At 63.3% G+C, this 25,440-nt stretch carries 31 protein-coding genes and 1 tRNA gene; 17 read left to right on the top strand and 15 right to left on the bottom strand.

Features of this window, described 5'->3' with window-relative positions:
* Window positions 1–15: 15 nt before the first annotated feature.
* From CSQ92_RS22550 to CSQ92_RS22505, 10 genes are all read left to right on the top strand, one after another.
* Entirely contained in the window at window positions 16–1,467 is a 1,452-nt protein-coding gene (locus tag CSQ92_RS22550) for a type II and III secretion system protein family protein (protein ID WP_099395596.1), read from the top strand.
* Between the two features lie 16 nt (window positions 1,468–1,483).
* A complete protein-coding gene (locus CSQ92_RS22545) occupies window positions 1,484–1,786 on the top strand; it encodes a hypothetical protein (protein ID WP_099395448.1) in 303 nt (100 codons plus the stop codon).
* Entirely contained in the window at window positions 1,776–3,206 is a 1,431-nt protein-coding gene (locus CSQ92_RS22540; RefSeq protein WP_180277093.1) for a pilus assembly protein TadG-related protein, read from the top strand. The genes CSQ92_RS22545 and CSQ92_RS22540 overlap by 11 nt, the downstream gene beginning before the upstream one ends.
* Window positions 3,203–3,685: a TadE/TadG family type IV pilus assembly protein gene (locus CSQ92_RS29120; protein WP_099395446.1), complete on the top strand. Its 483-nt coding sequence runs from the start codon at window positions 3,203–3,205 to the stop codon at window positions 3,683–3,685. The genes CSQ92_RS22540 and CSQ92_RS29120 overlap by 4 nt, the downstream gene beginning before the upstream one ends.
* Window positions 3,675–4,283 carry a TadE/TadG family type IV pilus assembly protein gene (locus tag CSQ92_RS22530; protein ID WP_099395445.1) on the top strand — a complete coding sequence of 203 codons (609 nt, stop codon included), beginning with the start codon at window positions 3,675–3,677 and terminating at the stop codon, window positions 4,281–4,283. Before CSQ92_RS29120 ends, CSQ92_RS22530 begins: the two co-directional genes overlap by 11 nt.
* Window positions 4,284–4,335: 52 nt before the next feature.
* Complete coding sequence (locus CSQ92_RS22525) at window positions 4,336–5,505, top strand: AAA family ATPase (protein WP_034783630.1); 1,170 nt, start codon at window positions 4,336–4,338, stop codon at window positions 5,503–5,505.
* 50 nt (window positions 5,506–5,555) lie between these two features.
* A complete protein-coding gene (locus CSQ92_RS22520; protein WP_180277092.1) occupies window positions 5,556–6,902 on the top strand; it encodes a CpaF family protein in 1,347 nt (448 codons plus the stop codon).
* 123 nt (window positions 6,903–7,025) lie between these two features.
* The gene (locus tag CSQ92_RS22515; protein ID WP_099395444.1) at window positions 7,026–8,003 is read left to right on the top strand and encodes a type II secretion system F family protein; all 978 of its coding nucleotides are present in this window, start codon (window positions 7,026–7,028) and stop codon (window positions 8,001–8,003) included.
* A gap of 15 nt (window positions 8,004–8,018) precedes the next feature.
* A complete protein-coding gene (locus CSQ92_RS22510) occupies window positions 8,019–8,957 on the top strand; it encodes a type II secretion system F family protein (RefSeq protein ID WP_034783626.1) in 939 nt (312 codons plus the stop codon).
* 11 nt (window positions 8,958–8,968) lie between these two features.
* Complete coding sequence (locus CSQ92_RS22505; RefSeq protein ID WP_099395443.1) at window positions 8,969–10,024, top strand: LytR C-terminal domain-containing protein; 1,056 nt, start codon at window positions 8,969–8,971, stop codon at window positions 10,022–10,024.
* Window positions 10,025–10,075: 51 nt separating this feature from the next.
* Here the strand turns inward: CSQ92_RS22505 and CSQ92_RS22500 are convergent, their stop codons facing one another.
* The 3 genes from CSQ92_RS22500 to CSQ92_RS29485 all read right to left on the bottom strand — a co-directional run bounded on the left by CSQ92_RS22500 (window position 10,076) and on the right by CSQ92_RS29485 (window position 11,662).
* Entirely contained in the window at window positions 10,076–11,077 is a 1,002-nt protein-coding gene (locus CSQ92_RS22500; protein WP_099389797.1) for an EDSAP-1 family PEP-CTERM protein, read from the bottom strand.
* Window positions 11,078–11,287: 210 nt separating this feature from the next.
* On the bottom strand, window positions 11,288–11,470 hold the full coding sequence (locus CSQ92_RS22495; RefSeq protein ID WP_099395442.1) for a hypothetical protein: 183 nt from the start codon (window positions 11,468–11,470) through the stop codon (window positions 11,288–11,290).
* Window positions 11,471–11,539: 69 nt separating this feature from the next.
* Window positions 11,540–11,662, bottom strand: a complete 123-nt coding sequence (locus CSQ92_RS29485; RefSeq protein WP_257219322.1) for a hypothetical protein — start codon at window positions 11,660–11,662, stop codon at window positions 11,540–11,542.
* A 162-nt stretch (window positions 11,663–11,824) separates the two neighbouring features.
* On the opposite strand from CSQ92_RS29485, the gene CSQ92_RS22490 reads away from it, so the two are divergent.
* On the top strand, window positions 11,825–12,136 hold the full coding sequence (locus CSQ92_RS22490) for a hypothetical protein (protein WP_092609338.1): 312 nt from the start codon (window positions 11,825–11,827) through the stop codon (window positions 12,134–12,136).
* Window positions 12,137–12,163: 27 nt separating this feature from the next.
* Here the strand turns inward: CSQ92_RS22490 and CSQ92_RS22485 are convergent, their stop codons facing one another.
* The 7 genes from CSQ92_RS22485 to petA form a co-directional block, all read right to left on the bottom strand.
* Window positions 12,164–12,370: a dodecin gene (locus CSQ92_RS22485; protein WP_034753599.1), complete on the bottom strand. Its 207-nt coding sequence runs from the start codon at window positions 12,368–12,370 to the stop codon at window positions 12,164–12,166.
* Window positions 12,371–12,589: 219 nt separating this feature from the next.
* Window positions 12,590–12,665: transfer RNA gene (locus CSQ92_RS22480), tRNA-Thr, on the bottom strand.
* 26 nt (window positions 12,666–12,691) lie between these two features.
* Window positions 12,692–13,204 (bottom strand): ClpXP protease specificity-enhancing factor, encoded by a 513-nt coding sequence (locus CSQ92_RS22475; protein ID WP_034783599.1) that lies wholly within the window; start codon window positions 13,202–13,204, stop codon window positions 12,692–12,694.
* 140 nt (window positions 13,205–13,344) lie between these two features.
* Window positions 13,345–13,956 carry a glutathione S-transferase N-terminal domain-containing protein gene (locus CSQ92_RS22470; RefSeq protein WP_010394154.1) on the bottom strand — a complete coding sequence of 204 codons (612 nt, stop codon included), beginning with the start codon at window positions 13,954–13,956 and terminating at the stop codon, window positions 13,345–13,347.
* A gap of 120 nt (window positions 13,957–14,076) precedes the next feature.
* Window positions 14,077–14,841 carry a cytochrome c1 gene (locus tag CSQ92_RS22465; protein ID WP_034783597.1) on the bottom strand — a complete coding sequence of 255 codons (765 nt, stop codon included), beginning with the start codon at window positions 14,839–14,841 and terminating at the stop codon, window positions 14,077–14,079.
* A gap of 36 nt (window positions 14,842–14,877) precedes the next feature.
* Window positions 14,878–16,290 (bottom strand): cytochrome b, encoded by a 1,413-nt coding sequence (locus CSQ92_RS22460; RefSeq protein WP_099389801.1) that lies wholly within the window; start codon window positions 16,288–16,290, stop codon window positions 14,878–14,880.
* 2 nt (window positions 16,291–16,292) lie between these two features.
* On the bottom strand, window positions 16,293–16,901 hold the full coding sequence (gene petA, locus CSQ92_RS22455; protein ID WP_034783594.1) for a ubiquinol-cytochrome c reductase iron-sulfur subunit: 609 nt from the start codon (window positions 16,899–16,901) through the stop codon (window positions 16,293–16,295).
* Between the two features lie 412 nt (window positions 16,902–17,313).
* On the opposite strand from petA, the gene mscL reads away from it, so the two are divergent.
* The 4 genes from mscL to CSQ92_RS22435 are packed head-to-tail and all read left to right on the top strand — an operon-like array spanning window position 17,314 to window position 20,039.
* Window positions 17,314–17,763 carry a large conductance mechanosensitive channel protein MscL gene (mscL, locus tag CSQ92_RS22450; protein ID WP_099395441.1) on the top strand — a complete coding sequence of 150 codons (450 nt, stop codon included), beginning with the start codon at window positions 17,314–17,316 and terminating at the stop codon, window positions 17,761–17,763.
* Between the two features lie 41 nt (window positions 17,764–17,804).
* On the top strand, window positions 17,805–18,965 hold the full coding sequence (locus CSQ92_RS22445) for a Do family serine endopeptidase (RefSeq protein WP_070258533.1): 1,161 nt from the start codon (window positions 17,805–17,807) through the stop codon (window positions 18,963–18,965).
* A 21-nt stretch (window positions 18,966–18,986) separates the two neighbouring features.
* Complete coding sequence (locus CSQ92_RS22440; protein WP_099389802.1) at window positions 18,987–19,679, top strand: DUF2461 domain-containing protein; 693 nt, start codon at window positions 18,987–18,989, stop codon at window positions 19,677–19,679.
* Between the two features lie 15 nt (window positions 19,680–19,694).
* Complete coding sequence (locus tag CSQ92_RS22435; protein ID WP_225317152.1) at window positions 19,695–20,039, top strand: hypothetical protein; 345 nt, start codon at window positions 19,695–19,697, stop codon at window positions 20,037–20,039.
* Between the two features lie 5 nt (window positions 20,040–20,044).
* Here CSQ92_RS22435 and CSQ92_RS22430 read toward each other — a convergent pair whose 3' ends face one another.
* The 5 genes from CSQ92_RS22430 to CSQ92_RS22410 all read right to left on the bottom strand — a co-directional run bounded on the left by CSQ92_RS22430 (window position 20,045) and on the right by CSQ92_RS22410 (window position 23,009).
* A complete protein-coding gene (locus CSQ92_RS22430) occupies window positions 20,045–21,085 on the bottom strand; it encodes an NAD(P)H-dependent glycerol-3-phosphate dehydrogenase (protein ID WP_034783586.1) in 1,041 nt (346 codons plus the stop codon).
* A 36-nt stretch (window positions 21,086–21,121) separates the two neighbouring features.
* On the bottom strand, window positions 21,122–21,583 hold the full coding sequence (locus CSQ92_RS22425; protein ID WP_099395440.1) for an SH3 domain-containing protein: 462 nt from the start codon (window positions 21,581–21,583) through the stop codon (window positions 21,122–21,124).
* A gap of 83 nt (window positions 21,584–21,666) precedes the next feature.
* Window positions 21,667–22,140, bottom strand: a complete 474-nt coding sequence (gene secB / locus CSQ92_RS22420) for a protein-export chaperone SecB (RefSeq protein WP_034783580.1) — start codon at window positions 22,138–22,140, stop codon at window positions 21,667–21,669.
* Window positions 22,141–22,300: 160 nt separating this feature from the next.
* Window positions 22,301–22,567 carry a glutaredoxin 3 gene (grxC, locus tag CSQ92_RS22415; RefSeq protein ID WP_070220900.1) on the bottom strand — a complete coding sequence of 89 codons (267 nt, stop codon included), beginning with the start codon at window positions 22,565–22,567 and terminating at the stop codon, window positions 22,301–22,303.
* 25 nt (window positions 22,568–22,592) lie between these two features.
* Window positions 22,593–23,009 carry a rhodanese-like domain-containing protein gene (locus CSQ92_RS22410; RefSeq protein ID WP_092609308.1) on the bottom strand — a complete coding sequence of 139 codons (417 nt, stop codon included), beginning with the start codon at window positions 23,007–23,009 and terminating at the stop codon, window positions 22,593–22,595.
* Window positions 23,010–23,115: 106 nt separating this feature from the next.
* Here CSQ92_RS22410 and gpmA point away from each other — a divergent pair, with 106 nt between their 5' ends.
* Entirely contained in the window at window positions 23,116–23,862 is a 747-nt protein-coding gene (gene gpmA, locus CSQ92_RS22405; protein WP_099395439.1) for a 2,3-diphosphoglycerate-dependent phosphoglycerate mutase, read from the top strand.
* Window positions 23,863–23,939: 77 nt separating this feature from the next.
* On the top strand, window positions 23,940–25,403 hold the full coding sequence (locus tag CSQ92_RS22400) for a murein hydrolase activator EnvC family protein (protein ID WP_034783576.1): 1,464 nt from the start codon (window positions 23,940–23,942) through the stop codon (window positions 25,401–25,403).
* The last annotated feature ends 37 nt before the right edge of the window (window positions 25,404–25,440 follow it).

The raw sequence follows: 25,440 nt of genomic DNA, 5'->3' as shown, positions 1-25,440 counted from the left end.
ACCATGGACACGCTCATGAACCGCGCCCTGCTGATACTGTGCTGCCTGCTGTCGCCGCTTGCCGTCGCGGCGGCCGATCCTGGCCCGCGCTGCGGCGGTGAAGCGGCCTCGCCCGGCAACCTGCAACTGCAGGTGGGCAAGTCGAGCATGCTGCGCCTGCCCGAGGCGGTGCTGGCCCGCAGCGTCGGCAATCCTGCCGTGGTGCAAGCCATGCTGGTGGCGCCCGACACCTTGTATGTGGTCGGCGTCGACGTGGGCAGCACGAACATGATCATCCAGGGACGCAGCGGCGTGTGCAGCGTGGTGAACGTCAGCGTCAGCATGGACCCGGCCGGCTTGCAGGCAACTCTGGCGGCGCTGATGCCGGACGAAAAAGCCATCCGCGTCACGGCCGTGGCCGACACCCTGGTGCTGTCGGGCACGGTGCAGGACGCGGGCGCCGTGCTGCGCGCCGTCGAGCTGGCGCATGCGTACGTGCGCCGCGCCACGGTGCCGTTGGCGCTGCCCAAGCCCGCCGATGGCGCCGCCATGCCGCCTGCCGCCACGGCGCCCGCTGGCGGCGCGGGCAGCGCGAACAGCCGCATCATCAACATGCTCGACGTCAGTGCGCCGCAGCAAGTGATGCTGGCCGTGCAGATCGCGGAAGTGTCGAAGTCGCTGCTGGAACGGCTGGAAGTGGGCGCCACCCTGCGCTTTGCTTCCGGCAGCTGGGCCACCACCTTGCTGTCGAATTTCTTGAGCGGCACGGCCAACGGCTTGCTCGACGTGCGCAAGTCGAATGGCCAGCAGCTGACCATCGAGGCGCAGAAACAGGATGGCCTGGTGCGCATCCTGGCCGAACCGACGGTGATGGCGATCAGTGGGCAAGAGGGCAGTTTTCTGGCCGGCGGCAAGATCTTCATTCCCGTCGGCCAGGACAACAACAAGATCACGCTGGAAGAGCGCGAATACGGCGTCGGCCTGCGCTTCACGCCGACCGTGCTGTCGGGCGGGCGCATCAATCTGAAGGTGGCGCCGGAAGTATCGGAACTGTCGCGCGAGGGGGTGGGTATTTCCGCCGCCGGCGTCAGCGGGCGCTCGATTCTGCCCGTCATCACCACGCGGCGCGCCTCGACCACGGTGCAGCTGTACGACGGCCAGAGCTATGCCATCGGCGGCTTGATCAAGAACAACCAGGTGAGCAACATCACGGGCTTGCCCTGGCTGAGCGAAGTGCCGATTCTCGGCGCGCTGTTTCGCAGCACGGATTTCCAGCACGACCGCACGGAATTGTTGTTCGTCATTACGGCGCACCTGGTCAAACCCTTGCCGTCCGATGCCGTGCTGCCGACGGCGCAGCTGGCGCCGCCGTCGCGCATGGACTTGATGTTGGGCGGCAAGATGGAAGGGCCTGTGCCCTCGGCGCCGCCGTCCGTGCCGCCGCTCGTGCCGCCACCGCGCGCGGCCAACGGTTTCGAGTTGAAATGAGACGGGGAGATACGCCATGCCGAACTCGCTCTTGACGTCGCTGCGGCGCCTGGCCGCCCTGGCCCTGGCCTTGCAGCTGGCCGCCTGCGCGCACGGCAGCACGCCGCAGCTGGACCGCCGCTTCGGCGACGCCGTGCGCCTGTCCATGGCGCAGCAGGTGCGCGATCCGGCCGGCGCGGGCAATCGCACGCCGGCAGACGGCCTCGACGGCCCCAGCGCGCAAGCTGTCATGCAGCGCTACCGCGCCTCGTTTGCCGAACCGAATGCCCAGGCGCCGCAGCCGGTGCAATTCATGCTGGGAGGCGGCAATGGCAAATAGACGCCGGCGCCAGCGCGGGGCGATGCTGATCGCCTTTTCCATCCTGCTCATCGTGGTGCTGGGCTTTATCGGCCTGGCGCTGGACGTGGGGCAAGTCATCGGCCGCAAGACGGAACTGCAGAACCTGGCCGACAACGCGGCGATGGCGGCGGCGGCGGAGCTGGTGGGCACGCCCGAGGGCCTGCTTGCCGCCGTGACGAAAGCCAAGAGCAGTGCGGCCGACCGCAGCGCATGGCGCCGCCGCATGGAGGGCGCGACCTTGTCGGACGCCAGCATCCGCTTCGCCAGTGCGCCCGACGCGCCCGCCAGCGACTGGCATGCGGCGGGCGCCGTGCCCGACGCCGCCACGGCGCTGTTCGTGCGCGTCGATACGCAGGCCAATGATCCGTCGCTGGGGCGGGTGGCGACGGCATTCCTCGGCGCCTGGTCGCCGGCCCTGCGCACCCTGGACACGGGCGCGCGCGCCGTGGCGGGGCGCAGCAGCTTGAATCTGATGCCGCTGGCTGTCTGCGCGCTGTCGGCCAGTGCCGCCAGCCCGCGCACGAATGCGGCACTGCTGCCGGCCGTCGAGCTGCTGGAATATGGCTTTCGCCGCGGCGTGGCGTATAACTTGCTGAAACTCAATCCGCACGGCCCGGCGGCCGAACATTTCGTGCTCAATCCGCTGGGCCGGCCGGGCGTGGTGGGACCGTCGCAGCAGGTCAGCGAATCGAACGTGCTGCCGTTTGTCTGCAGCGGCACAGTGCTGTATCCGCGCATCGGCAGCGCCCAGGTGCATGTGCACCGGCCTTTTCCCGCCGCGCTATGGACGGCCTTCAATGCGCGCTTCAACCAGTATCCGGGCAGCGGCTGCCATCCGGTGGTGGCGCCGTCCGACACGAACATCCGCGCCTATCCGAATACGGCGGCGAACTGGTGGATGACGAATGCGCCCGATGCGCCCAGTGCGCTGAGCACGGGCAATCCGCTGCTGTCCGTGGCCGATCCGGAGTCGAATGCGACGCCGCCCGCGGTCGGCAGCTACGGGCCGCTGTGGTCATTTTCCAGGGCGGCCAGGTACAGCAACCCGAAGCCGGCCGGCGGTTATCCGCCGTTTGCCACCACCGACTGGCCCAAGCTGTATCCGGCCACGCCGGCCGCTCCGGCCGCAAAATCCAGCTATCCGACCGACAAGTCGCCGTACCTGACGCTGGCGTACCAGACGGCGCCGACCGGCAACGCGGGCCTGGCGCAGCGGCGTTTGCTGCACATTGCGCTGCTCGCCTGTCCCGTGCCGGCCGGCAGCGACGTGCTGGCCCAGGTGCTGGGCATTGGCCGCTTCTTCATGACGGCGCCGGCCAGCAATGGTGTGCTGAGCGCCGAATTTGCCGGCCTGGCAGCCGAGGGATCGCTGATCGGCCCGGCGGAGCTGCTGCAATGAAGCCGGCTTGCCGCGCGCCACGCCGCGAGGGCGGTGTCGCCGCCATCGAGCTGGCGCTGATCCTGCTGTTTTTCATGGGACTGCTGCCCTTCGTGCTGCTGTTCGGCCGCGCGCTGCTGGTGTACACGGCCCTGCAAAAAAGCGTGCACGATGCGGCGCGCTACATGGCGACCATGCCGCTGCCGCAGATGGGCAGCATCGGCACGGCGAACCAGGGCGCCGCCCTGGCCCGGCAGATGGTGGTCGATGCGATGGCGGAAAGCTGGCCCGACATGGAGGCCGCCAGGGTCAACGTGGATTGCGTGTATGCCGACGATTCCTATGGTTGCGGCAGCTATGCGACGGCGCCGCTGCAGGTGCGCATCAAGGTCACCGTGGACATGCCGGTGGATTTCCTGCCTGAGCTGACCCGCAAGTGGCTGCCGCAGCTGGAGCCGATTCCCCTGCGCGCCAATGCGACATTGCGCTATGTTAATTAATCTGCCCCCCCGCCGGCAGCGCCAAGAGGGCGTCTTCGCCGTCGAATTCGCCATGCTGGCGCTGCTGTTCTTTTTGTTCCTGTTTGCCATGCTGGAAATGGCGCGCGCCGTGTACGTGTGGAACATGGTGCATGAGATCACCCGGCGCGCGGCGCGCGCTGCCGCCGTCACCGATTTCAGCAATGCCGGCGCCTTGCAAGCCGTGCGCACGCACGCCGTGCTGCGCGCCACGCCGGGCACGCTGCCGCTGGGCGGCGGCATCGGCGACGCGCATGTGCGCATCGATTATTTGTCGGAAAGTAGCGGCGGCGCCGCGCTGGCGGCAGTGCCGGTGACGGTGCTGCCGGGCTGTCCGCAACGCAACCGCATCAATTGCCTGGACGATCCGCATGGCGCCAGCTGCATCCGCTTCGTGCGCGCGCGCCTGTGCCAGCCGGGTCTCGGCGCGCGCTGCGAGGGCGTGCCCTACCGGCCCATCCTGCCGCTGCTGGGGGTGATGTTTCCTTCCGGCGCAGGCGTCATACGTTTGCCCAGCGGGACCACCATGGCGGTGGCCGAGTCGCTGGGCTATCCGGACAATCCCGGTTTTTGTCCATGAGCGCCGATCCTCCGGCGCAGCCGAATGTGTAGCCTTGAATGAAGGAGGGGCGATGAAAGCCTTGATGATTACCCGCGACGCCAGCTTGCACGATGAAATCGCGGCGCAAGGCGCGGCTCGCATGCCCGTGCTGCGGCTGCTGGACCGGCGCAGCGGCCTGCGCGACGCCGTCGAGCGCATGCTGGCCGAAGCGCCGGAACTGGTGATCGTCGACGCCAGCGGCATCGATGCCGATGAAGCCGACCTGCTCGAGCGCCTGGCGCGCCAGTATCCGCTGGCCGTGCTGATGCTGCTCACGCGCGGCCAGCAGCAGGATGTCCTGATACGCGCCATGCGCGCCGGCATGCGCGAAGTGCTGCAACTGCCGCTGGTGCACAAGGCCTTCCACGAGGCGATGGACAGGGTCGATATCCAGGCCGGCGTGACGCAGATGCGCGATGGCAAAGTGCTCGCCTTCATCTCGTGCAAGGGCGGCAGCGGCGCCACCTTTTTGTCGACGAATTTTTCCTATGCGATGGCGACACTGGCCGGCTGCAAGGTGCTGCTGATCGACCTGCACGGCCAGTTCGGCGACGCCACCCTGTATGTCTCGGACCAGAAACCGGCCATGACCCTGTCCGACATCTGCGCGCAGATCGCGCGCATGGATGGCGCCTTTCTCGCCTCGTGCCTGGTGCATGTGACGCCGAACTTCGGCGTGCTGGCGGCGGCCGACGATCCCGCGCACAAGGTCGACATGCAGCCCGAGCACATGGACCGCATCCTGGCCGTGGCGCGCCAGCACTACGACTACATCGTGCTCGACGTGGGACGCCAGATCGATGCGCTGTCGCTGCGCGCGCTCGACAACGCCGACGCCATCTATCCGGTGCTGCAGCTGGCCTTGCCGGACATCCGCGACGGGCGCCGCCTGCTCGACATCTTCCGCTCGCTCGGCTATCCGGGCGAGCGCCTGCGCCTGATCGTCAACCGCTATGAAAAGGGCGGCCGCCTGCGCCTGGCCGACCTGGAGCAGGCGCTGGGCGCGGAAGTGGTGCACACGGTGCCCAACGATTACATCGCCGCCACCGATTCCGTCAACCAGGGCATCCCGCTGCTGCAGCTGTCGCGCACCAGCGCCGTGGCGCGCAGCCTGGCCGAGCTGGTGGAACTGGTGACGGCGCGCCGCGTGACGGAAAGCCGCGGCCTGTTCGACCGCCTGTTCAGCCGCAGCGAGGCTTAGGACAGCAATGGATGTCAAGGCTCCCGCCGGGAGCCATCATGGGAGCCGAGATGACTTTACGCGAACGCCTGGCGGCGAATGAAACGGTGCGCCCCGCCACCAACGCACAAGGCGCGCTGGCGCTGCACGCCTACCAGGAACTGAAAAAAACCATGCACCAGACGATACTCGACCGTATCGACCTGGAACGCCTGAAGCGCCTGACGGCGGAGCAGTTCAAGCACGAGCTGGCGCTGCTGGTGCAGCGCGTGATCGAGGAAGAGCGCATCGTCCTGAACCAGCACGAGCGGCATAGCCTGGTGCTCGACATCCAGCACGAGATGCTGGGCTTCGGCCCGCTGGAACCGTTGCTGGCCGATGCCAGCGTGTCCGATATCCTCGTCAATACCTGCGACAAGGTGTATGTGGAGCGGGGTGGGCGGCTGCAGTTGACGGACGTGACCTTCCACGACAATGCGCACCTGATGAAGATCATCGAAAAGATCGTCTCGCGCGTGGGACGGCGGGTCGACGAATCGAGTCCGATGGTCGACGCGCGCCTGCCGGACGGTTCCAGGGTCAATGCCATCATTCCGCCGCTGGCCGTCGATGGCCCGATCCTGTCGATCCGGCGCTTTGCCGTGCAGCCTTTGACGATCGCCAACCTGCTCGACTACAAAAGCCTGACGCCGCCCATGGTGCAGGTGCTGCAGGCGCTGGGGCAGGCCAAGGTCAACATCCTGATTTCGGGCGGCACGGGCAGCGGCAAGACGACCCTGCTCAACGTGCTGTCCGGTTTCATACCTGGCAGCGAGCGCATCGTCACCATCGAGGATGCGGCCGAACTGGCGCTGCGCCAGCCGCACGTGGTGCGCCTGGAAACGCGCCCGCCGAATATCGAGGGCAAGGGAGAAGTGAGCCAGCGCGCGCTGGTGCGCAACGCGCTGCGCATGCGGCCCGACCGCATCATCCTGGGCGAGGTGCGCGGCGCCGAGGCGCTCGACATGCTGCAGGCGATGAACACGGGCCACGAAGGATCGCTGGCGACCATCCACTCGAACACGGCGCGCGACGCGCTGGCGCGGCTGGAAAACATGGTCGGCATGGCCAGCGTGAACCTGACGCCGCGCGCCACGCGCCAGCAGATCTGTTCGGCCGTGACGGTGGTGATGCAGGTGTCGCGCCTGACGGATGGCGCGCGCAAGCTGGTCAGCCTGCAGGAAGTGACGGGCATGGAAGGCGACATCATCGCCATGCATGAAATCTTCCGCTTCGAGCAGACGGGCGTCGATGCCGCCGGCAAGGTGCTGGGCCACTTTTGCGCCACGGGCGTGCGGCCCCGTTTCACGGAGCGCTTGCGCATGTTCGGCGCGCCGGTGCCCGACAGCGTGTTCGACCCCGACCGTATTTACGAATGAAAAACCTACTGCGCGGCGCGCTTTGCGGCCTGCGATGCTCACTGTGCTAAAGCACAGCTCCGCTTCTCAGCCACAAATCACATCCGCTCGCTACGGTTTTCTTATCTGTTTTATGGAGGCATCATGGACCTGGTGTTCTACGGCTTTGCCGTGCTGCTGTTCGCCGCCTGCATCCTGATGGTGGAAGGCGCCTGGCTGTGGTGGTCGGGCACGCACGGCAGCGCGGCGCGGCGCATCAACCGGCGCTTGCGGCTGATGGCGGCGCGCGGCGAGGCGGGCGGCGAGCGGGTCTCGATCCTCAAGCAGCGCCGCTATGCGCGCTCGCCCGGCCTCGAGCGTTTGCTGCGGCGCCTGCCGCAGGCGGCACGGCTCGACCACCTGCTGCTGCAATCGGGCTTGTCCTGGTCGGTGGCGCAGTTCCTGGGCGGCGCGGGCGGCTTGCTGTTGGTGGCGCTGCTGTGGCTGGCCATCTTGCCCATGCCGCTGCCGGGCGCCTTGCTGCTGCTGGGCGTGGCAGGCGGCGGGCCGTGCATGGTCGTGCTGCGCGCGCGCGCCGCGCGGCTGAAAAAGATCGAGGCGCAATTGCCGGAAGCGGCCGATTTCCTGGCCCGCGCGCTGCGCGCCGGACACTCGTTTTCGAATGTGCTGCAGATGGTGGGCGATGAACTCAATGAGCCGATCAGCGGCGAATTCAAGATGGCGCACGAAGAGATCAATTACGGCGTGCCGATGAACGAGGCGCTGCAAAACCTGGCCGCGCGCATCCCGCTGACGGACTTGCGCTACCTCGTCATCGCCGTGCTGGTGCAGCGCGAATCGGGCGGTAACTTGGCCGAAGTGCTGGTCAGCATCGCGCGCATCATCCGTGCCCGCTTGAAACTGCTGGGACAGGTGCGCGTGCTGTCGGCCGAGGGGCGCATGTCGGCCTGGGTGCTGGGCTTGATGCCGGTGGTGATGATCGGCGTCATGGCGCTCGTCAATCCGCAATACATCAGCCTGCTGTGGACCGACCCCAGCGGCATCAAACTGCTGTGGTACGCGGCCGGCATGGTGGCGCTGGGTGTCGTGTGGATGCGCAATGTGATCCGCATCCGCATTTAACGTGGAGGAAATGCCATGACTGGCTCGCAACTGCTGTTTCTGTTGATCGTCTTCGCCGTGGTGGTGGCGCTGGCCCTGCTGGCATGGCTGATCTTCTTTCCCGGTGCCTTGCGCCAGCGCCTGTTCGGTTCCATGGCACCGGCCGCCAGCGAGGCAGTGGCGGAAAACGGCTGGGTGGAGCGCGTGGCGCGCGTGGCGCAGCCGTTCAGCAAGCTGTCGCTGCCGGAAGAGGGCTGGGAGCGCTCGCCGCTGCGCACGCGCTTCATGAACGCGGGCTGGCGCCAGGCCAGCGCGCCGGCCCTGTACTTTGCCGCGAAAAGCGTGCTGGCCCTGCTGTTTCCCACCGTGCTGGGCCTGTATGCGGCCAGCGCCATGGCGGCGCAGCTGCGCAGCGTGCTGCTGTTGCTGCTGTGCGTCAGCGCCACCATCGGCTATTACCTGCCGAACCTGGTGCTGGCCAGCACGGCCAAGCGGCGCCAGCGCGACATCTTTGAAAACATCCCCGACGCGCTCGACTTGCTGACCGTGTGCGTGGAAGCGGGCCTGAGCCTGGAGCGCGCGCTGGTGAAGGTGTCGGGCGAAATCCATATCAAGAGCGTGGTGCTGGCACAGGAGTTGCAGCTGGTGCTGATGGAAATGCGCGCCGGCTTTTCCAAGGAAAAGGCGCTGCGCAACCTGGCCCTGCGCAGTGGCGTGGAAGACGTCGATACCTTGGTCGCCATGCTGATTCAATCGGAACGCTTCGGCACCAGCATGGGCGATTCGCTGCGCGTGCATTCGGAAAACCTGCGCGGCAAGCGCAGCCTGCTGGCCGAGGAGGCGGCAGCGAAGATTGCCCTGAAACTGCTGTTCCCGCTGATCTTTTGCGTCTTTCCCACCCTCATGCTGGTGCTCATGGGGCCGGCCGTGATCGAAGTGTATCGCGTGCTCGTGCCGGCCATGGCCAGCCGCTGAAAGGAGCTACCATGCGCTTGATGATTTCCCGCCTGGCCGTCGCCTGTGCCTGTCTGGGCCTGGGCGCGTGCGCCAGCCACACGGCGCACGCGCCGCGGCTGCCGGCGCCGCCCGCTGCCGCTGCCGATGCGGCCTATGTCGCGGGACGCCAGTATTTTGATGCGGGCGACCTGCCCGCCGCGCAAGCGGCCTACGAGCAAGCCTTGCGCGCCGCGCCGCGCCATGTGAATGCGCGTAACGGCCTGGCCGTGCTGCACGCGCAGCGGGGCGAGCACGACGCGGCGATTGCCCATTGGCTGGCCTTGACGCAGGAGGCGGGCACGCCGCAGCCGCAACAGGCGTATCTGTTCAGCAATCTCGGTCATGCTTATTATCTGAGTGGACGCGATGCGCAAGCCTTGCCCGCGCTGGAACAGGCGTGTCTGCTCGATCCGCTCAATGCGCTGGCCTGGCAGCATCTGGCGCAAGTGCTCGAACGGCTGGGGCAATACGCGCGCGCGGCCGTCATGCGGCGCCAGGCGGCCAGCTTGCAGGAGCACGATTTGCGGCGCGACATGGCCGTCTTGCGCAGCGCGGCGCCACCGCAGGGTGTACCCGTGGCCGCATCGGTGCCGGATGCGCCCGCCATGGCGCGCATCGAGATCACGCAAGGCGACGGCATGGCCCGCTTGCAGCGTGTGCCGGCAGCCGTGCGCAGCGTGCCCGTTGCCGTACCCCGTCCGCGCCTGGAAATTGTGAATGGCAATGGCGTGCCCGGCCTGGCCGCCGCACTGGCGCGCAGCCTGGCCGGCAGTCCCGTGCAGGTGGTGCGCCTGGCCAATGAAACCAGCTTCCAGGTGGCGCGCACGCGCGTCGAGTACCGGCCCGCGCAGGAGCAGGCGGCGCGCCAGCTGGCCCGCCAGCTGGGGATGCAGGTACAAACCCAGGTGCAGACCCAGGCCGCCGATTGTCCTGTCAGCGAGCTGCGCCTGGTACTGGGGCGCGACCTGAGCGATCCGGCCATGCTGCACCGCTATTATCTGCAGCAGTTGCAGCTGGCGCGCCAGGCGCTGGCACGGCTCGGTTAACACGCCTCTGTTGATGCAAAAAAAACGGCGCCCATGAGGCGCCGTTTTATTTCATGCTGCTGCTGATTGTGGCTGGCGGCGCCGCGTAAAAGCCAGGGCCGCCAGTCCCATGCCCAGCAGGAATAGGGTGCCTGGTTCCGGCACGGCCAGGGGATCGATGACGACGATGTCGGTGCGCGTGGACTTGGAAAAGTTCAAGGTGTAGCTGCCAGCCGGCAGGGCGAAATTCGAGGTTAGGGAAAACATCGCAAAGCCATTCGTGAAGGCGCGCCCGGTGGCAGGGTCGTTGGTGCCTGCCGTCATGTTCAGGCTGAACGGATCCAGGCTGCCGACCGTATGGTTGCCGTTGACGTCGCTGCCATTGTTGGCATCGCCATCGGGTGCGAACTGGAAGATCACGCCATCGGCATTCGCGTTCGACAGGCAGCCGACGGGGCTGGCGCTGTTGCAGGAGATATTGAAGATATCCATGATCGACACGTTCGACTTGTCGCCCATGGTCGTCACGCTGGTGCGCAGGTCGCGCCGTCCCATGAAGCTGAAGGTGATGAAGCCGGCGCTCGACAGGGTCAGGTTGACGGAGCCGGTGAGCGTGTCGCCGGCCGTGGACGTGGCGGCACCGACCGTGTTGCGCTGGGCTTCCGCCACGGCGCGCACCGTGGCGCCGCCATTGAGCATGTTGCCGAAGGCATGTGCATCGCCGCGGGCGAACTCCAGGGTGGAACTGGGGCTGGGGGCGTAATGGTTTTGCGGCAAGCCGCTGCAGCCTCCGCCCGAGCACACTTGCAGCACGTCGGCGTTGGCGGCCGGCCCCGTATTGACGGCACGCGGATTGACGGCCACGCCGCCTTCGAAAAACGCGCTGTCGCTGGCATTGCGGTTCGCGCCGGCCAGCGACAGCGCGCCGGCGCTGGTGGTGATGCGGAAATTGTTCAATTCATTGACGGCCAGGCCGTACGCGCCGGCCTGCGCCTGGCCGCTGGCCAGCAGGCTTGCCGCCGCCAGTGCGCCCAGCCAGCCCAGGGTCTTGCTTCGTGTGTGATCGACGTTCATCGCAGCCTCTTATCGTGGTCAGTCTCGAAAAATCCGGGGACAAAGAATCCAGGATGACTTGCCTGGATTCATCTCGTAGACAGGGATAAGCAGCTTGCGTGCCACACAAAAAAATCACGTGAAATCAATTGCTTGCGCAAAGCGGGCTGAGCTGGCGGAAGCAAAGTGTAAGAAAGGCCGACGCCGCTTGTCGGGCGGTGCCAGTCAGCCTCAGGTGCCCCGGTGATAGCCGAGGTGGCCACCGGAATTGCGTGCGCAGCCGCAACCGATATGCGCCACTTCCTCGCCTTCCGTCAATTTCCAGTTGGTAATCGTTGTGTGATTCCAGTCGATGTCGCTTTTCTTGACAGGTTTTACCGTCAGGGTGCGTGCTTCCGCATCCGTGTACTCCATCAGCTCCTCATCGTTGGCGATGTCGAAATGGCGGTGGATCAGGGAAATGCCGAAGCGGTCGAGCGCGCCTTAGCGTTGCAGCACATCGCGCAGTTCGCGAAAGCAGGCGAGATCCTCGGGCAGCAGCGGATCGACGGCGGAAATATCGGCAACGGGCTGCCATTGCATGGCGTGGATGTTCAGGCTGTGCATGATAGGCTCCTGTGCCCCATGATGATAGGCCCAGGCTGGCAGAGGGGCGCTGGCACGCCTGGCGAAATACCCATCGTGGACGCAAAGCCGCTGCGGCGCTTGCGCCGGATCAAAGGTGCGGCACATCGCCTCTCGTCCGATCATTGCCCGGTAAAATAGGCCATGGCAAACAAAACCCCCACCTTCCCCGGCGCGCGCACGGGCCGCGGCCAGGTCCTGGCCGTGCTGCTGTCGAACCGCGACCAGTCCGGCGCCGAGCCGCTGCAAGGCCGCGTCTCGCTGGCCGCCATCGTCAAGGCCTTGAAACGCAAATACCACTGGCCGATCGAGACGCACAGCTTTCCCGCCAACACGCAGGATGGCCGTGCCAGCTGGGCGACCGTCTACAGCTTGCCGGACAATGTCATCGAGACCGCGCTGGAGGCCGGCGGCCGGGAGTGGCTGGAGAGCCGGGGAGCGGTCGCGCGGCGGTGAATGCGCCGCCTGCCTTAATCGATCCCTTTACTCGAGCCGGAAGCCGACCTTGAGCGTGACCTGGAAGTGCGCCACCTTGCCGTCGACGATATGTCCCCGCGATTCGGTCACTTCATACCAGTCCATATGCTTGACCGTCAGCGCCGCCTTGGCAATGGCATCGCGTATCGCCTGATCGCTGCTCTCGGTCGACGTGCCAACCAGTTCGATCAGTTTGTAAGTGTGTGCGGACATGATATTTCCCCAGGTAGGCAAGCCAGACATCGGGAGCCTGCTTTGCGCAAGCACGTGCTCATCTTGCGCCTAAATGTGCTGATAGTCATTGCGCGGTGCAGCAACGCGTCAACCTGGATAGCGATGCGTGCCAGTGTTCCAGATGGCTTCCGCAGGCGTGGGAAAAGAAAAAAGGGCTACCAGCCGAAGCGGGTAACCCTTTGATTTACTACTGAATTCTGGTGCCGACTGCCGGTTTCGAACTGGCCACCTGATGATTACAAATCAACTGCTCTACCAAATGAGCTAAGTCGGCAAAAACTGCGCGTTGCGAATTATACGCTATTTAATGCGTGTCAGGGTCGGGCGGCCGCCTTTTTTTGGTGGCTCGTCGTCACCGGGCGTGGCGTTGTCGCGTTGTTCGGGGGAACTGGTCGGCACGGACGACAGGGTGGGACCGCTGGCGGCGGGGGCGAGCACGGGTGGCGGGACGTCGGCGGAGGCCGGGCTGTCCGTCGGTTGCGCGTCCGGGTCATCGTTGCCCAGCACGGGCTCGAAGGCCATGCCCTGGCCGTTTTCGTTGGCGTAGATGGCCATCACGTTGTCGACCGGCACGTAGATTTCGCGCGAGACGCCGCCAAAGCGGGCGTGGAAGCGGATGGCGTCGTTGTCCATCTTCAGGCCGCTGGTGGCGCCGAAGCTGATGTTGAGCACGATTTCGCCCTTTTTCACGTATTCCATCGGTACCGTGGTGCGCGAATCGACTTTGACCGCGAGATACGGCGTGTAGCCGCTGTCGGTGCACCACTCGTAGATGGCGCGCAGCATATAAGGTTTGGTTGAGATTTCAGACATGGTAGGCACGGTGAGGCGGGAGCGCCCCCGTCAGGCATGAGGCGGGCGCACCGGTAGTTCAAAAGACTGGGACAGTGCAAAAAGCAACTTTACCACATGCCCCAAGATACTCCGGCAGGCGCGGCCTGCCGGGATTATCTTTAGCGGCGCATGACCTTTTCGGAAGGGGTCAATGCCTCGATATACGCTGGACGCGAGAAGATGCGTTCGGCGTATTTCATCAGCGGTGCAGCCGTCTTCGACAGTTCGATGCCGTAGTGGTCCAGGCGCCACAGCAGCGGCGCGACAGCCACGTCGAGCATCGAGAATTCGTCGCCCAGCATGTACTTGTTTTTCAGGAACAGCGGCGCCAGGGTCGTCAGGCGGTCGCGGATTTCCGCGCGTGCCTTGTCGTGGGCCTTGTCGTTGCTCTTGGCGCGTTCGCTTTCCAGCACGTGCACGTGCACGAACAGTTCTTTTTCGAAATTGAACAGCATCAGGCGTGCGCGGGCACGCATCAGCGGATCGGCCGGCATCAGTTGCGGATGCGGGAAGCGCTCATCGATGTACTCGTTGATGATGTTCGATTCATACAGGATCAGTTCGCGCTCAACCAGGATAGGCACCTGGCCGTACGGATTCATGGTCGAGATGTCTTCCGGTTTGTTGAACAGGTCGACGTCGCGCACTTCGAAGTCCATGCCTTTTTCAAACAGGACCAGGCGGCAGCGTTGCGAAAATGGGCAGGTTGTACCCGAATAGAGAACCATCATTTTTTATAGTTCCTTAGAAACAAAGGGGGTGAAGCCGCGAACGGCTCACCCCAGGTCGCTTGTCCACTCATGCGGACAACGCAGAAACAGGCATAAACCGGCCTATGGCCGGCGCCTCACTTATTTAACTTCCTTCCAGAACGACGCGTTAAGGCGCCATGCCAGCAGAGCAAAGACCGACAGGAACAGCAGCACCCACACGCCCAGGCGCTTGCGTGTTTGCTGTGCCGGTTCGGCCATCCACTCCATGTAGCCGACCAGGTCGGCTACCGCATTGTCATACTCGATCTTGTTCAACGTACCTGGCTTGACCTGCTCGAAGCCGGCAAATTTGTGGATCTTCTTGCCAGCTTCGTGCGGATCATTCTCTTCCACGAACTTGGCAGTCTGGACACCTTGCAATTCCCATAATACATGCGGCATGGCAACATTCGGCACGACCATGTTGTTCCAGCCGGTCGGACGAGTGTCGTCTTTATAGAACGTACGCAGGTAAGTATACAGGTAGTCGCCGCCTGTGCCAGCGGAAGATGATTTCGCGCGCGAAATTACCGACAAATCCGGCGGTACGACGCCAAAGAAGGCCTTGGCGTCCTGCGGTGCCAGGGCCGTCGTCATCAGGTCGCCTACTTTATCACCTGAGAACAACAGATTCTCCTTGATCTGGATTTCCGTCAAGCCCAGGTCGCGCAGGCGGTTGTAGCGCATCGACACGGCGGCGTGGCAATTCAAGCAATAATTGACGAACAATTTGGCGCCATGCTGCAGCGCTGCCATGTTGGTCTGGCGGTCAGGCGCCTTGTCCAGCGGAAAGCCGCCTTCGCTGGCGAGAGCCATGGCGGGCACGAAGGCCAGGATGGCGAGCAGTTTTTTTGCAATCTTCATATGATGTATGTCCTTTGAGCGTGGCGTGAGAGCGGCTTAGTGCGGGTGAAACGTCACACGCGACGGCACGGTCTTGAACTGGCCCATTGCACTCCACCATGGCATCAACAGGAAGAAGCTGAAGTAAATCAGGGTGCACACTTGCGACACGATGGTCTTCGTATCCGTTGGCGCCTGGGTCCCGAGGTAGCCGAGGATCAGGAACGACAGGCCGAAGATGGCATAGATGTATTTGTGCCAGGTCGGACGGTAGCGGATCGATTTCACGGGCGAATGGTCTAACCATGGCAGGAAGGCCAGGATCACGACGGAACCGCCGAAGAACACCACGCCCCAGAATTTCGCATCGAGCACCTGCGGCAGCATGCCGATGATGGCGACGATGGCGATGCCGGCGATGAGGGATTTGACGGTCGTCGACAGGCGCGACTTGAGCCAGATGAACACCACGTAGGCAGCCACGACACCCATCAGCACGTACATGAAGTCGGCCGTGGTGGCGCGCAGCACCGAGTAGAACGGCGTGAAGTACCAGGTTGGCGCGATGTGCAGCGGGGTTTTCAGCGAGTCGCCCGGCAGGAAGTTGTTGTACTCCAGGAAGTAGCCGCCCATTTCCGGCGCGAAGAAGACGACGGCGCTGAAAATGACGAGGAAGATCGATACGCCGAACAGGTCATGCACGGTGTAGTACGGATGCGAAGGAATCGAATCGACCGGGTGGCCATCGGCGCCCAGGTTTTCCTTCACTTCGATGCCGTCCGGGTTGCTCGAGCCGACTTCATGCAGGGCGATCAAGTGCGCTGCAACCAGGCCCAGCAGTACCAGCGGGATGGCGATCACGTGGAAGGCGAAGAAGCGGTTCAGGGTCGCGTCGGACACGACGTAGTCGCCGCGGATCCACAGCGACAGGTCAGGGCCGATCAGCGGGATGGCGCCAAACAGGTTGACGATCACCTGCGCACCCCAGTACGACATCTGGCCCCATGGCAGCAGGTAGCCGAAGAATGCTTCGGCCATCAGGCACAGGAAGATGGCGAAACCGAACAGCCAGATCAATTCACGTGGCTTGCGGTAGGAGCCGTACAGCAGGCCGCGCGTCATGTGCAGATAGACGATGATGAAGAAGGCCGAGGCGCCCGTCGAGTGCATGTAGCGCACCAGCCAGCCCCACGGTACTTCGCGCATGATGTACTCGACGGAATTGAAGGCCAGGGCCGCATCCGGTTTGTAGTGCATGGTCAGGAAGATGCCGGTGACGATCTGCAGCACCAGCACCAGCATGGCCAGCGAGCCGAAGATGTACCAGAAATTGAAGTTTTTCGGGGCGTAGTACTTGCCCCATTGGTCGTTCCACAGCTTGGTCAGGGGAAAGCGGTCATCGACCCAGCCCAGCGCTTTTTCGGCGACGGGAGCGTCTGCCGGGAACTTCGTTTCTTTGAAAGCAGCCATGATCAAGCCTCGCCTTTCTCGTCTTTACCTATCAGCAATTTGGTGTCGCTCAGGTACATATGGCGCGGCACTTGCAGGTTGTCCGGCGCCGGCTTGTTCTTGAACACGCGGCCTGCCATGTCGAAGGTGGAGCCGTGGCAAGGGCACAGGAAGCCGCCTTCCCAGTCATCGGGCAGCGACGGTTGCGGGCCAGGGGTAAATTTCGAGGAAGGGGAGCAGCCCAGGTGGGTGCAGATGCCGACGGCGACGAGAATTTCAGGCTTGATCGAGCGCGCTTCATTCATGCAGTATTCAGGCGTGAATTCGGCGGGATTGCGTTGTGAATTGGCATCGGCGACCTTGCCATCGGTTTGCTTGAGCGACGCGATCATTTCCGGCGTGCGCTTGAGGATCCAGACCGGCTTGCCGCGCCATTCGACGGTGCGCATTTCGCCGGGTTGCAAGGTGGTGATGTCTACTTCGACCGGCGCGCCAGCCGCTTTCGCGCGCTCCGACGGCTGGAAGGTGCTTACCAAGGCTCCCGCGGTTGCCAATCCAACTACACTGCCCGCCGCGCACGTGGCGACGAGCAAGCCGCGACGGCCTGAATCGACCTGCTTTTCGTTACTCATGCAAACCCCAATCAGTCAAAATGCGAATCTTTATTATGAGTGGCAGCCGCGAAAAACCCGTCGCCGAAGCTCTTTCCCACTGTTTGCCGCAACCCGCATCTTTGTACGGTAAAGTGGCAACATCCCTGCGGAACTTCGGCCAATGGCGCAGCCCGTGCCAGTTTCTTGTTGATTATCCGGAAGTGAAAAAGCCACTTCTGGCAACCGCAAATTATAAGTGAAGCAAACAACGAATAAAACAAAAACGTTGCTTGTACCATAATTTATATACTTTTGCAGGAGGTGGCTAGTTCTTTCGAACTAGATGCGCACGGCTGTGCCGGAATTGGTCCTGCTGGCAACCACAAGTTGGTGTCCCCAGGAATCAATAGTATGATCGGCATGTTTTTATATCTATCCGAAGGAGAAATTCATGGCAATGATGAAGGAATTTAAAGAATTTGCAATGAAAGGCAATGTCGTCGATCTGGCGGTCGGTGTCATTATCGGTGGCGCCTTCGGCAAGATTGTCGATTCCCTGGTGCAAGACGTGATCATGCCGCCCATCGGCCGCATTTTCGGCGGCCTCGATTTTGCCAATTACTACCTGCCCTTGAATGGCCAGGCGACAACGATGACCCTGGTGGAAGCGAAAAAGGCGGGCGCCGTGCTTGCCTACGGTAACTTCCTGACCATTTTGCTCAATTTCATCATTCTTGCTTTCATCATCTTCCAGATGGTGCGCCTGATGAACAAGGCCCGCCGCAGCGAACCGGCCGCGCCGGCGCCGGCACCGGCCACGCCGGAAGACATCGTGCTGCTGCGTGAAATCCGCGACTCCCTGCAGCAGAACGCACGCAACAGCAACAATCTGGCAAAATAAGTCGTTCCGGCACGGGCCGGCTGACCTGGGCAGAGAACTGTATGCGACGATTCTGGTTATTGTTTGCGCAAACCGTGACGATCGCGTTGGCGCTGTACTTTGTGTACGGCGCGCTGCGCCCGGCCAGCCGGGTACAGCAGCTGGGTTCTCCCGCCAAGCCGGTGCCCGTGGTGGAAACGGCGTCGAGCAGCCTGGCGCCCGGTTCCTACCGCGACGCGGCGGCGCGCGCCATGCCTGCCGTCGTCAATATCCTCACCCTGCAAGTACCCAAGCGCGGCGCCCATCCGCTGGCGCGCGATCCCTTCTTCAAACGCTTCTTCGGCGACCGCGACCCGGACGGCGAGGATGGCGAGGACTTGAAAAACAGCCTCGGCTCGGGCGTCATCGTCAGCCATGAAGGCTATGTGCTGACGAATAACCACGTGGTCGAAGGCGCCGACGAAATCGAAGTCGTGCTCACCGATGGCCGCAAGGCGCCCGCCAAGGTCGTGGGCCTGGACCCGGAAACGGACCTGGCCGTGATCAAGATCGACCTCGACAAGCTGCCCGTCATCGTGCTGGGCCAGTCGGAACTGGCGCGCGTGGGCGACGTGGTGCTGGCCATCGGCAACCCGTTCGGCGTGGGCCAGACGGTGACCATGGGCATCATCTCCGCCCTGGGCCGCAACAACCTGCACATCAACAGCTTTGAAAACTTCATCCAGACGGATGCGGCCATCAACTTCGGCAATTCGGGCGGCGCCCTGGTCGATACGCGCGGCAATCTGATCGGCATCAATACGGCGATCTACTCGCAAAGCGGCGGTTCCGTCGGCATCGGCTTCGCCATTCCCGTCTCGACGGCCAAAACGGTGATGGAAGCCATCATCAAGGATGGCCACGTGGTGCGCGGCTGGATCGGCGTGGAAACGCAGGACATCACCCCCGAGCTGGCGCAAAGCTTCAACTTGCAGCGCACCAGCGGCGCCATCATCGCCGGCGTGGTGCGCAATGGCCCGGCCGACAAGGCGGGCATCGTGCCCGGCGACATCCTGCTGACGGTGGACGGCAAGCCCGTGGGCGACACGACGGAAATGCTGAACCTGATCGCGCAACTGCCGCCCGGCGGAAAAGCTAAAATGACGGTGCTGCGCAAGAATCGCGAAGCGGCGCTCGACGTGATGGTGGGCAAGCGCCCCATCCCGAAAGAGCTTTCCAAATAGTTGCTGATCGGAATTTGACACATGCATGTGCGTGATTTGACCCAATTTTTACGTGAACTGAGCGACAACAATAACCGTCCCTGGTTTGTCATGAACAAGCCCCGCTACGATATCCTGCGCGAGGAATTCCTCGCCCTGGTCACCAGCCTGATCGGTGAGCTGGGCAAGTTCGACCCGGCCGTGAAGTACTGCAATCCGAAGAAGGCGATGTTCCGCATCAACCGCGACGTGCGTTTCGCGCACGACAAGAGCCCGTATAAAACGCGTTTTTCGGCCGCCATCGCGCCGAACGACATGCGCCGTCCCAGCAAGGCGGGCGGCCCCACGTATTATCTGCAGATCGATGGCCAGGGCAACCTGCTGTTCGGCGCCGGCGAATACATGCCGCCACCGGGCCGCCTGAAGGCGCTGCGCGATCACATGGTCAACGACGCGCCAGGTTTCTCCAAAGTGCTGAAGAATAAGCGCTTGAAGGCCCGCTTCGGCACCATCCAGAACGAGGGCAAATTGCAGCGCCCGCCCAAGGGTTTCGAGGCGGATGCCGAACATATCGAATTCATCAAGCTGAAAAGCTTTTTTGTCTGGACCGAAGTGCCGCTGCCCGTCAACGCGCCCGAGAAACTGCTGCCGACCCTGGCGGAAGGCTTGAAGGATGCGTGGCCGCTGGTCGAGTGGATGCGCGGCGCGAAAGAGCCGGAGGAAGTCACCGAGTAATTGCGGAAGGAGCACATGATGGCACTGGAGCACGCAAGTTCAGGACAGGTGATCGAGGTGCTGCGCAGGGACGGCGACGACCTGTCGCAGTTTTCCGCCATTGCGCTGGCCAAGACGGACGAACTGGAATTGATCCGCATGTGCATGCCCAAGGGCAAGACCATGCCCGAGCATCATGTGCTCGGTGAAATCACCCTGCTGTGCCTGCAGGGGCAGGTGGCGGTGACGGCGCATGGCGGCGTGCAGCTGCTGGGGCCGGGGCAGATGCTGTACCTGCTCGGCGGCCAGGCGCACGCCCTGGAAGCGCGCGAAGACAGTTTATTGTTGCTGACTATACTCATGCACAAGGCGGGGCGCTAGTCCTGTCAGGCCGCCTCGGCGCGCGGATCGCGCGACAGCAGTTGCTGCACCATCACGTGCGGCAGATCGCCGTCGAACAGCACGCCGGCCACCGCGTTGGTGATCGGCATGTCGACGCCCATGCGGCGCGCCAGTTCGCGCACGGCCTTGGCGCAGGGCACGCCTTCTGCCACATGACCGAGTTCGGCCACGATGGTGGCCAGCGCCTTGCCTTGCGCCAGGCCCAGGCCGACGCGGCGGTTGCGCGACAGGTCGCCCGTGCACGTCAGAATCAAGTCGCCCATGCCCGTCAAGCCCATGAACGTTTCCGTCTGGCCGCCCAGGGCCGTGCCCAGGCGCGTGATTTCCGCCAGACCGCGCGTGATCAGCGCGGCGCGCGCATTCAAGCCCAGGCCCAGGCCGTCGGCCACGCCCGTGGCAATGGCCAGCACATTCTTGACGGCGCCGCCCACTTCCACGCCCACCAGGTCTTCGCTCGCATACACGCGGATGGTGCCGCCATGCAAGGCCGAGACGACGGCGCCGCGCAAGGCGGCGCTGTGCGAGGCGATGGTCAGCGCGCACGGCAAGCCGCGCGCCACTTCCTGCGCGAACGAAGGGCCGGACAGGGCGCCGCCGGGAATATTGTCGCCCAGCACTTCCTGCACGATCTGGTGCGGCAGCAAGCCCGTGCCGCCTTCAAACCCTTTGCAGAGCCACACCAGGTTGCCGATGGCCTTGTCTTTCAATTGATGCAGCATGGGCCGCAAGCCTGCCACGGGGCAGGCGGCGATCAGGATGCCGTGTTCGCCACCGGCATGCGCGACGGCGGCGTCGAAATCGGCGCCGATGCGCAGTTGCGGCGGCAAGGGGAAGCCGGGCAAATAGCTGTTTTCACCGCTGGCGGCCATGGCGGCCATGGCTTCGCCATTGCGGCCCCACAGCAGCACGTCGTGGCGGCCGGCCAGGGCCATCGCCACGGCCGTGCCCCAGGCGCCAGCGCCCAGGATGGTGATCTTGCGGGCGGTGGGAATGATATCGGGAGTGACTTCAGGAGAAACTTGCATGCAACCTCAATGGGGCAGGGGGAACGGGTGCGGTGCTTACATGCCCCACACTTCGCTGGTCTTGACGTAGCCGCTCTGGCCATCCTTGTGGCGCACCTTGACCCAGCCGGAGGTCGGTTGCTCGCTCATTTCCAGCAGCACGCCCTTGTCGACGAGGATGATGGCGGAGGCGGTGTCGTCGGGGCTGGCGCGAACCTTGAGGTTCGCGGCGCGTGCCACGAGGTTGCGCTTGGCCGACAGGCCCTTGGCTTCCGTCCAGGCCATTTCGCCGCTGGCGTCGCGCACCTTGACCCATTCGCCATAGCTGAGCACGACTTCCAGCGGCATGCCGCGTGGCGCCACGTACAGCTTGCCGCCCTTGGAGGATGGCGCGTCGTACAGGATCACGGGAGCCGCGCCCACCGTTTTGAAATCGACGGCATGGCTGGCGGCGGTCGCCAGCAGCAGTACGGCGCCGGCCACCCAGCGGAACTTGCTCAAGAGCGCACTTTTCAACATGATATTTTTGAACCTTAACGAAACACGGCGGCCAGGCCGCCGTGTCAGGCCAGCCTTGACGGCCGGCGGGGTCTTGCAAGAGCTTAGTGCGTTTCGCTGGCTGCTGGAGCTGCGGCAGCGGCGTCAGCAATAGCTTGCAGACGTTGTTGGTAGAACACTTCGAAGTTGATCTCGGCCAGGTGCACTGGCGGGAAGCCGGCACGGGTGATCACGTCGGCGATGTTGGCGCGCAGGTAAGGGTAGATGATGTTCGGGCAGCCGATTCCCAGCAGCGGATCGAGTTGATCAGCAGGAATGTTGCGTGCTTCGAAGATACCGGCTTGCTTGCCTTCAACCAGGAAAGCGACTTTTTCGCCGACTTTGGCGGTCACGGTGATGGTCACGGTGGCTTCGAAGATGCCGTCGGCCAGAGGCGCAGCGCCCACGTCCAGAGCTACTTCGATCGCTGGTGCTTCTTGTTCCAGGAAAATAGCTGGGGAATTTGGTTGTTCCAGCGACATGTCTTTCAGGTAGACGCGTTGGATTTGGAAGACTGGTTGCAGATTTTCGTCAGACATGGAACGCTTTCGTTGTAAAGGACAAGAACGGCACACCGTTCAAATATGGTGCTTGCGGTATTCAAACCGCGCCGGGTAGGCGCGGCCAGATCAGGTGCGAGGGCAATTGTATCAAAACAATACGACAAAAAACCAAGCAATTTCTCGAACCCGCTTTATATCAGGCTGCCGTGCCATTTAACAAGGGGTCCAGCTTGCCGGCTTGATCGAGCGCATACAAATCGTCGAATCCGCCCACGTGGGTATCGCCCACATAGATCTGCGGCACCGTGCGGCGGCCCGTGCGTTCCATCATCTTGATGCGCTCTTCCGGGTCGAGGTCGACGCGGATCTTTTGCACGGCGACGCCCTTGGCTTCCAACAGGCGCTCGGCGCGCACGCAATACGGGCACACGGCGGTGCTGTAAACAATAACAGGTACGGTCATGATGATTCCTTCAGTTAAGGCTGGTTTATTTCGCCAGCGACAAGGTTTTCAATGGCAAACCCTGCTTTTTCCATTCGTCGAGGCCGCCTTCCAGGCTCGTTGCCTCAGCGAAACCGGCTTTGCCCAGCAGGCCGACGGCGGTTGCCGAACGCGAACCTTTCTGGCAAACCACTACAATGGGGCGCGTTTTGAATTTTTCCAGCTCGCCCATGCGTTTTGCCAGTTCCGGCAGCGGAATATTTTTTGCCTCAGGCAAGTGGCCCGTGGCGAATTCTTCCGCGCTGCGCACGTCGACGATGATGGTTTTGCCGCGGTTGATCAGTTGCGTGACTTCCAGCACGGTCGCGCGCTTGCCGCGCATCGACAGCAGTGGCCAGAGGAGGGCGCCGCCGGAAATAATGACGATGGCAAACAGAAAAATGTGGTCGATAATGAATTTCACGTAGGGTCCAATGGTTTAAGTCAATCCGCGCATTATAAAATAGAAGCTGGACGAGGTCTTTTTACGTTTTGCTTTTTTGATTTGAACCCCTTGAGAAGATAGAACTATGTACAAAATCGTTTTCATGCGTCACGGCGAGTCCACCTGGAACCTCGATAACCGCTTCACCGGCTGGACCGACGTCGATCTGACGGAAAAGGGCGTCAACGAAGCCAAGGCCGCCGGCCAGATCCTCAAGCAGGAAGGTTTTACGTTCGACGTGGCCTACACTTCCGTCCTGAAGCGCGCCATCCGCACCCTGTGGCTGGCGCTCGACGAGATGGACATGATGTATTTGCCGATCAAGAACGACTGGCGCTTGAACGAGCGCCACTACGGTGCCTTGCAAGGCCTGGACAAGGGCGAGACGGCTGCCAAGTATGGCGACGAGCAAGTATTGGTGTGGCGCCGCAGCTACGACACCCCGCCGCCGCCGTTGGAAGCGAACGACGACCGCGCCTCGTTCAACGATCCGCGCTACGCGGGCTTGCCGAAAGCGTCGATTCCGCTGACCGAATGCCTGAAAGACACCGTGGCGCGCGTGATGCCGGCCTGGGATGAAGAAATCGCTTCGGCCATCCGCGCCGGCAAGAAAATCATCATTTCGGCCCATGGCAACAGCCTGCGCGCGCTGATCAAGATGCTCGATGGCATCAGCGACAGCGACATCGTCGGCCTGAACATCCCGAACGGCCAGCCGCTCGTGTATGAACTGGACGCCGACCTGAAACCGATCCGTCATTACTACCTGGGCGACCCGGCAGCGATTGCGGCAGCGCAAGCGGCCGTGGCGAACCAAGGGAAGGCCAAGTAATTTTGTTGTCTTTCTTCCGCGGCACAGCCATCGCCCCCTCTGCTGAACGACCCCTGCCGGCGTGGCGCGCCGGTGCCATGCTGTGCCTGGCGCTGCTGCTTTCCAGCGGTGCCGCGCAGGGCGCCAAGCCCACCGAACGCAGCAAGCAGAAGGCGGCCGCGGAAGCACAACGTGCTGGATTGCAACAAAAGCTGACGGCGCTCAAGCGCGACATCAGCCGCACGGAAAGCGCCAAGGATGACGCGGCCGATACCCTGGCCGAGTCGGAAGAAGCCATTTCCAACGCCAACCGCGCCTTGCGCGACCTGGCGCAGGAGCAAAGCGAGACGGGCGTGAAACTCAATGCGCTGGGGCAAGAGCACCAGCAATTGACGGCCACCGTCGAAAAACAAAAGACGCAGCTGTCCAAGTTGCTGCGTGAACAATATGTCGCCGGCAACGAAGACCGCATCAAGCTGCTCTTGTCGGGCGACAACCCCAACCGCATCAACCGCGACTTGCAATTGATGGCGTACGTGTCGCAGGCGCAGGCGCGCCTGCTGGAAGCCTTGCGTGCTAACTTGCTGGCCGTGGAGAAAAACCAGGCGGATGTGCAGAACGCCAAGGATGAACTGGAAGAAATCGCGCAGGAAGAGCGCGACCAGAAAGCCCTGCTGGTGCAGGAGAAGGCGCGCCGCGCCGCCTTGCTGACGAGCTTGTCTCAGCGCCTGGTGGCGCAGCGCAAGGAAGTGGGCAATGTCGAGCGCGACGAACAGCGCATGGGCAACCTGGTCGACAAGCTGGCAAAACTGATCGAAGAGCAGGCCGCCGCTGCCGCAGCGGAAAAGAAACGCCAGCAATTGCTGGCCGAGCAACGGGCCGCCGCCAAGGCAGCCGCCGACGCCAAGATCGCGGCGGAAAAACGCGAACGCTTGCTGGCCGCGCGCGCCAAGGCCGCCCAGGCGCAGGCTGAACGCGAACGAATTGCGAAAGAGCAACAAAACAAGTCGGGCAAGATCAAGCCGCAAACGCCGCCACCACCGCCCGTGAAACTGGAACCGATCGACGACGACGAACCGCCGCAAGTGGCGAAGGTGACGCCGAAACCCGAACCGAAGCCGGAACCGGAGCCGGAACGCCCAAGCCTGGGACCGGCCGCGCCAGCCGGCGCCTTTGCCAGCCTGAAAGGGCAGCTGCGCGCCCCCGTGGCGGGCAAGATCGCCGCCCGTTTCGGCAGCAAGCGCGGTGACGGCCCCAGCTGGAAGGGCGTGTTCATCCGCACGGGCGAAGGCAGCGAGATCCACGCCATCGCCGGCGGCCGTGTCGTGTTTTCCGACTGGCTGCGCGGTTTCGGCAATTTGATCATCGTCGACCATGGCGGCCAGTACATGAGTATTTATGGCAATAACCAATCGCTGCTGAAACGCGTGGGCGACGCCGTCAAGGGCGGCGACGCCATTGCCAGCGCGGGCAACAGCGGCGGCAACGAGGAATCAGGGCTATACTTTGAACTGCGTCATCAGGGCCGCGCCTTCGATCCAGCCACCTGGGTGAAGTTTTAAGTTCCCACCATTGCTGCGGCAGCGAATTTGTAGATTG

Origin of the sequence: Janthinobacterium sp. BJB446 (assembly GCF_002735655.1) — a bacterium.
Taxonomy (GTDB): domain Bacteria; phylum Pseudomonadota; class Gammaproteobacteria; order Burkholderiales; family Burkholderiaceae_D; genus Janthinobacterium; species Janthinobacterium lividum.
This window is presented reverse-complemented; position numbering and strand designations above follow the sequence as displayed.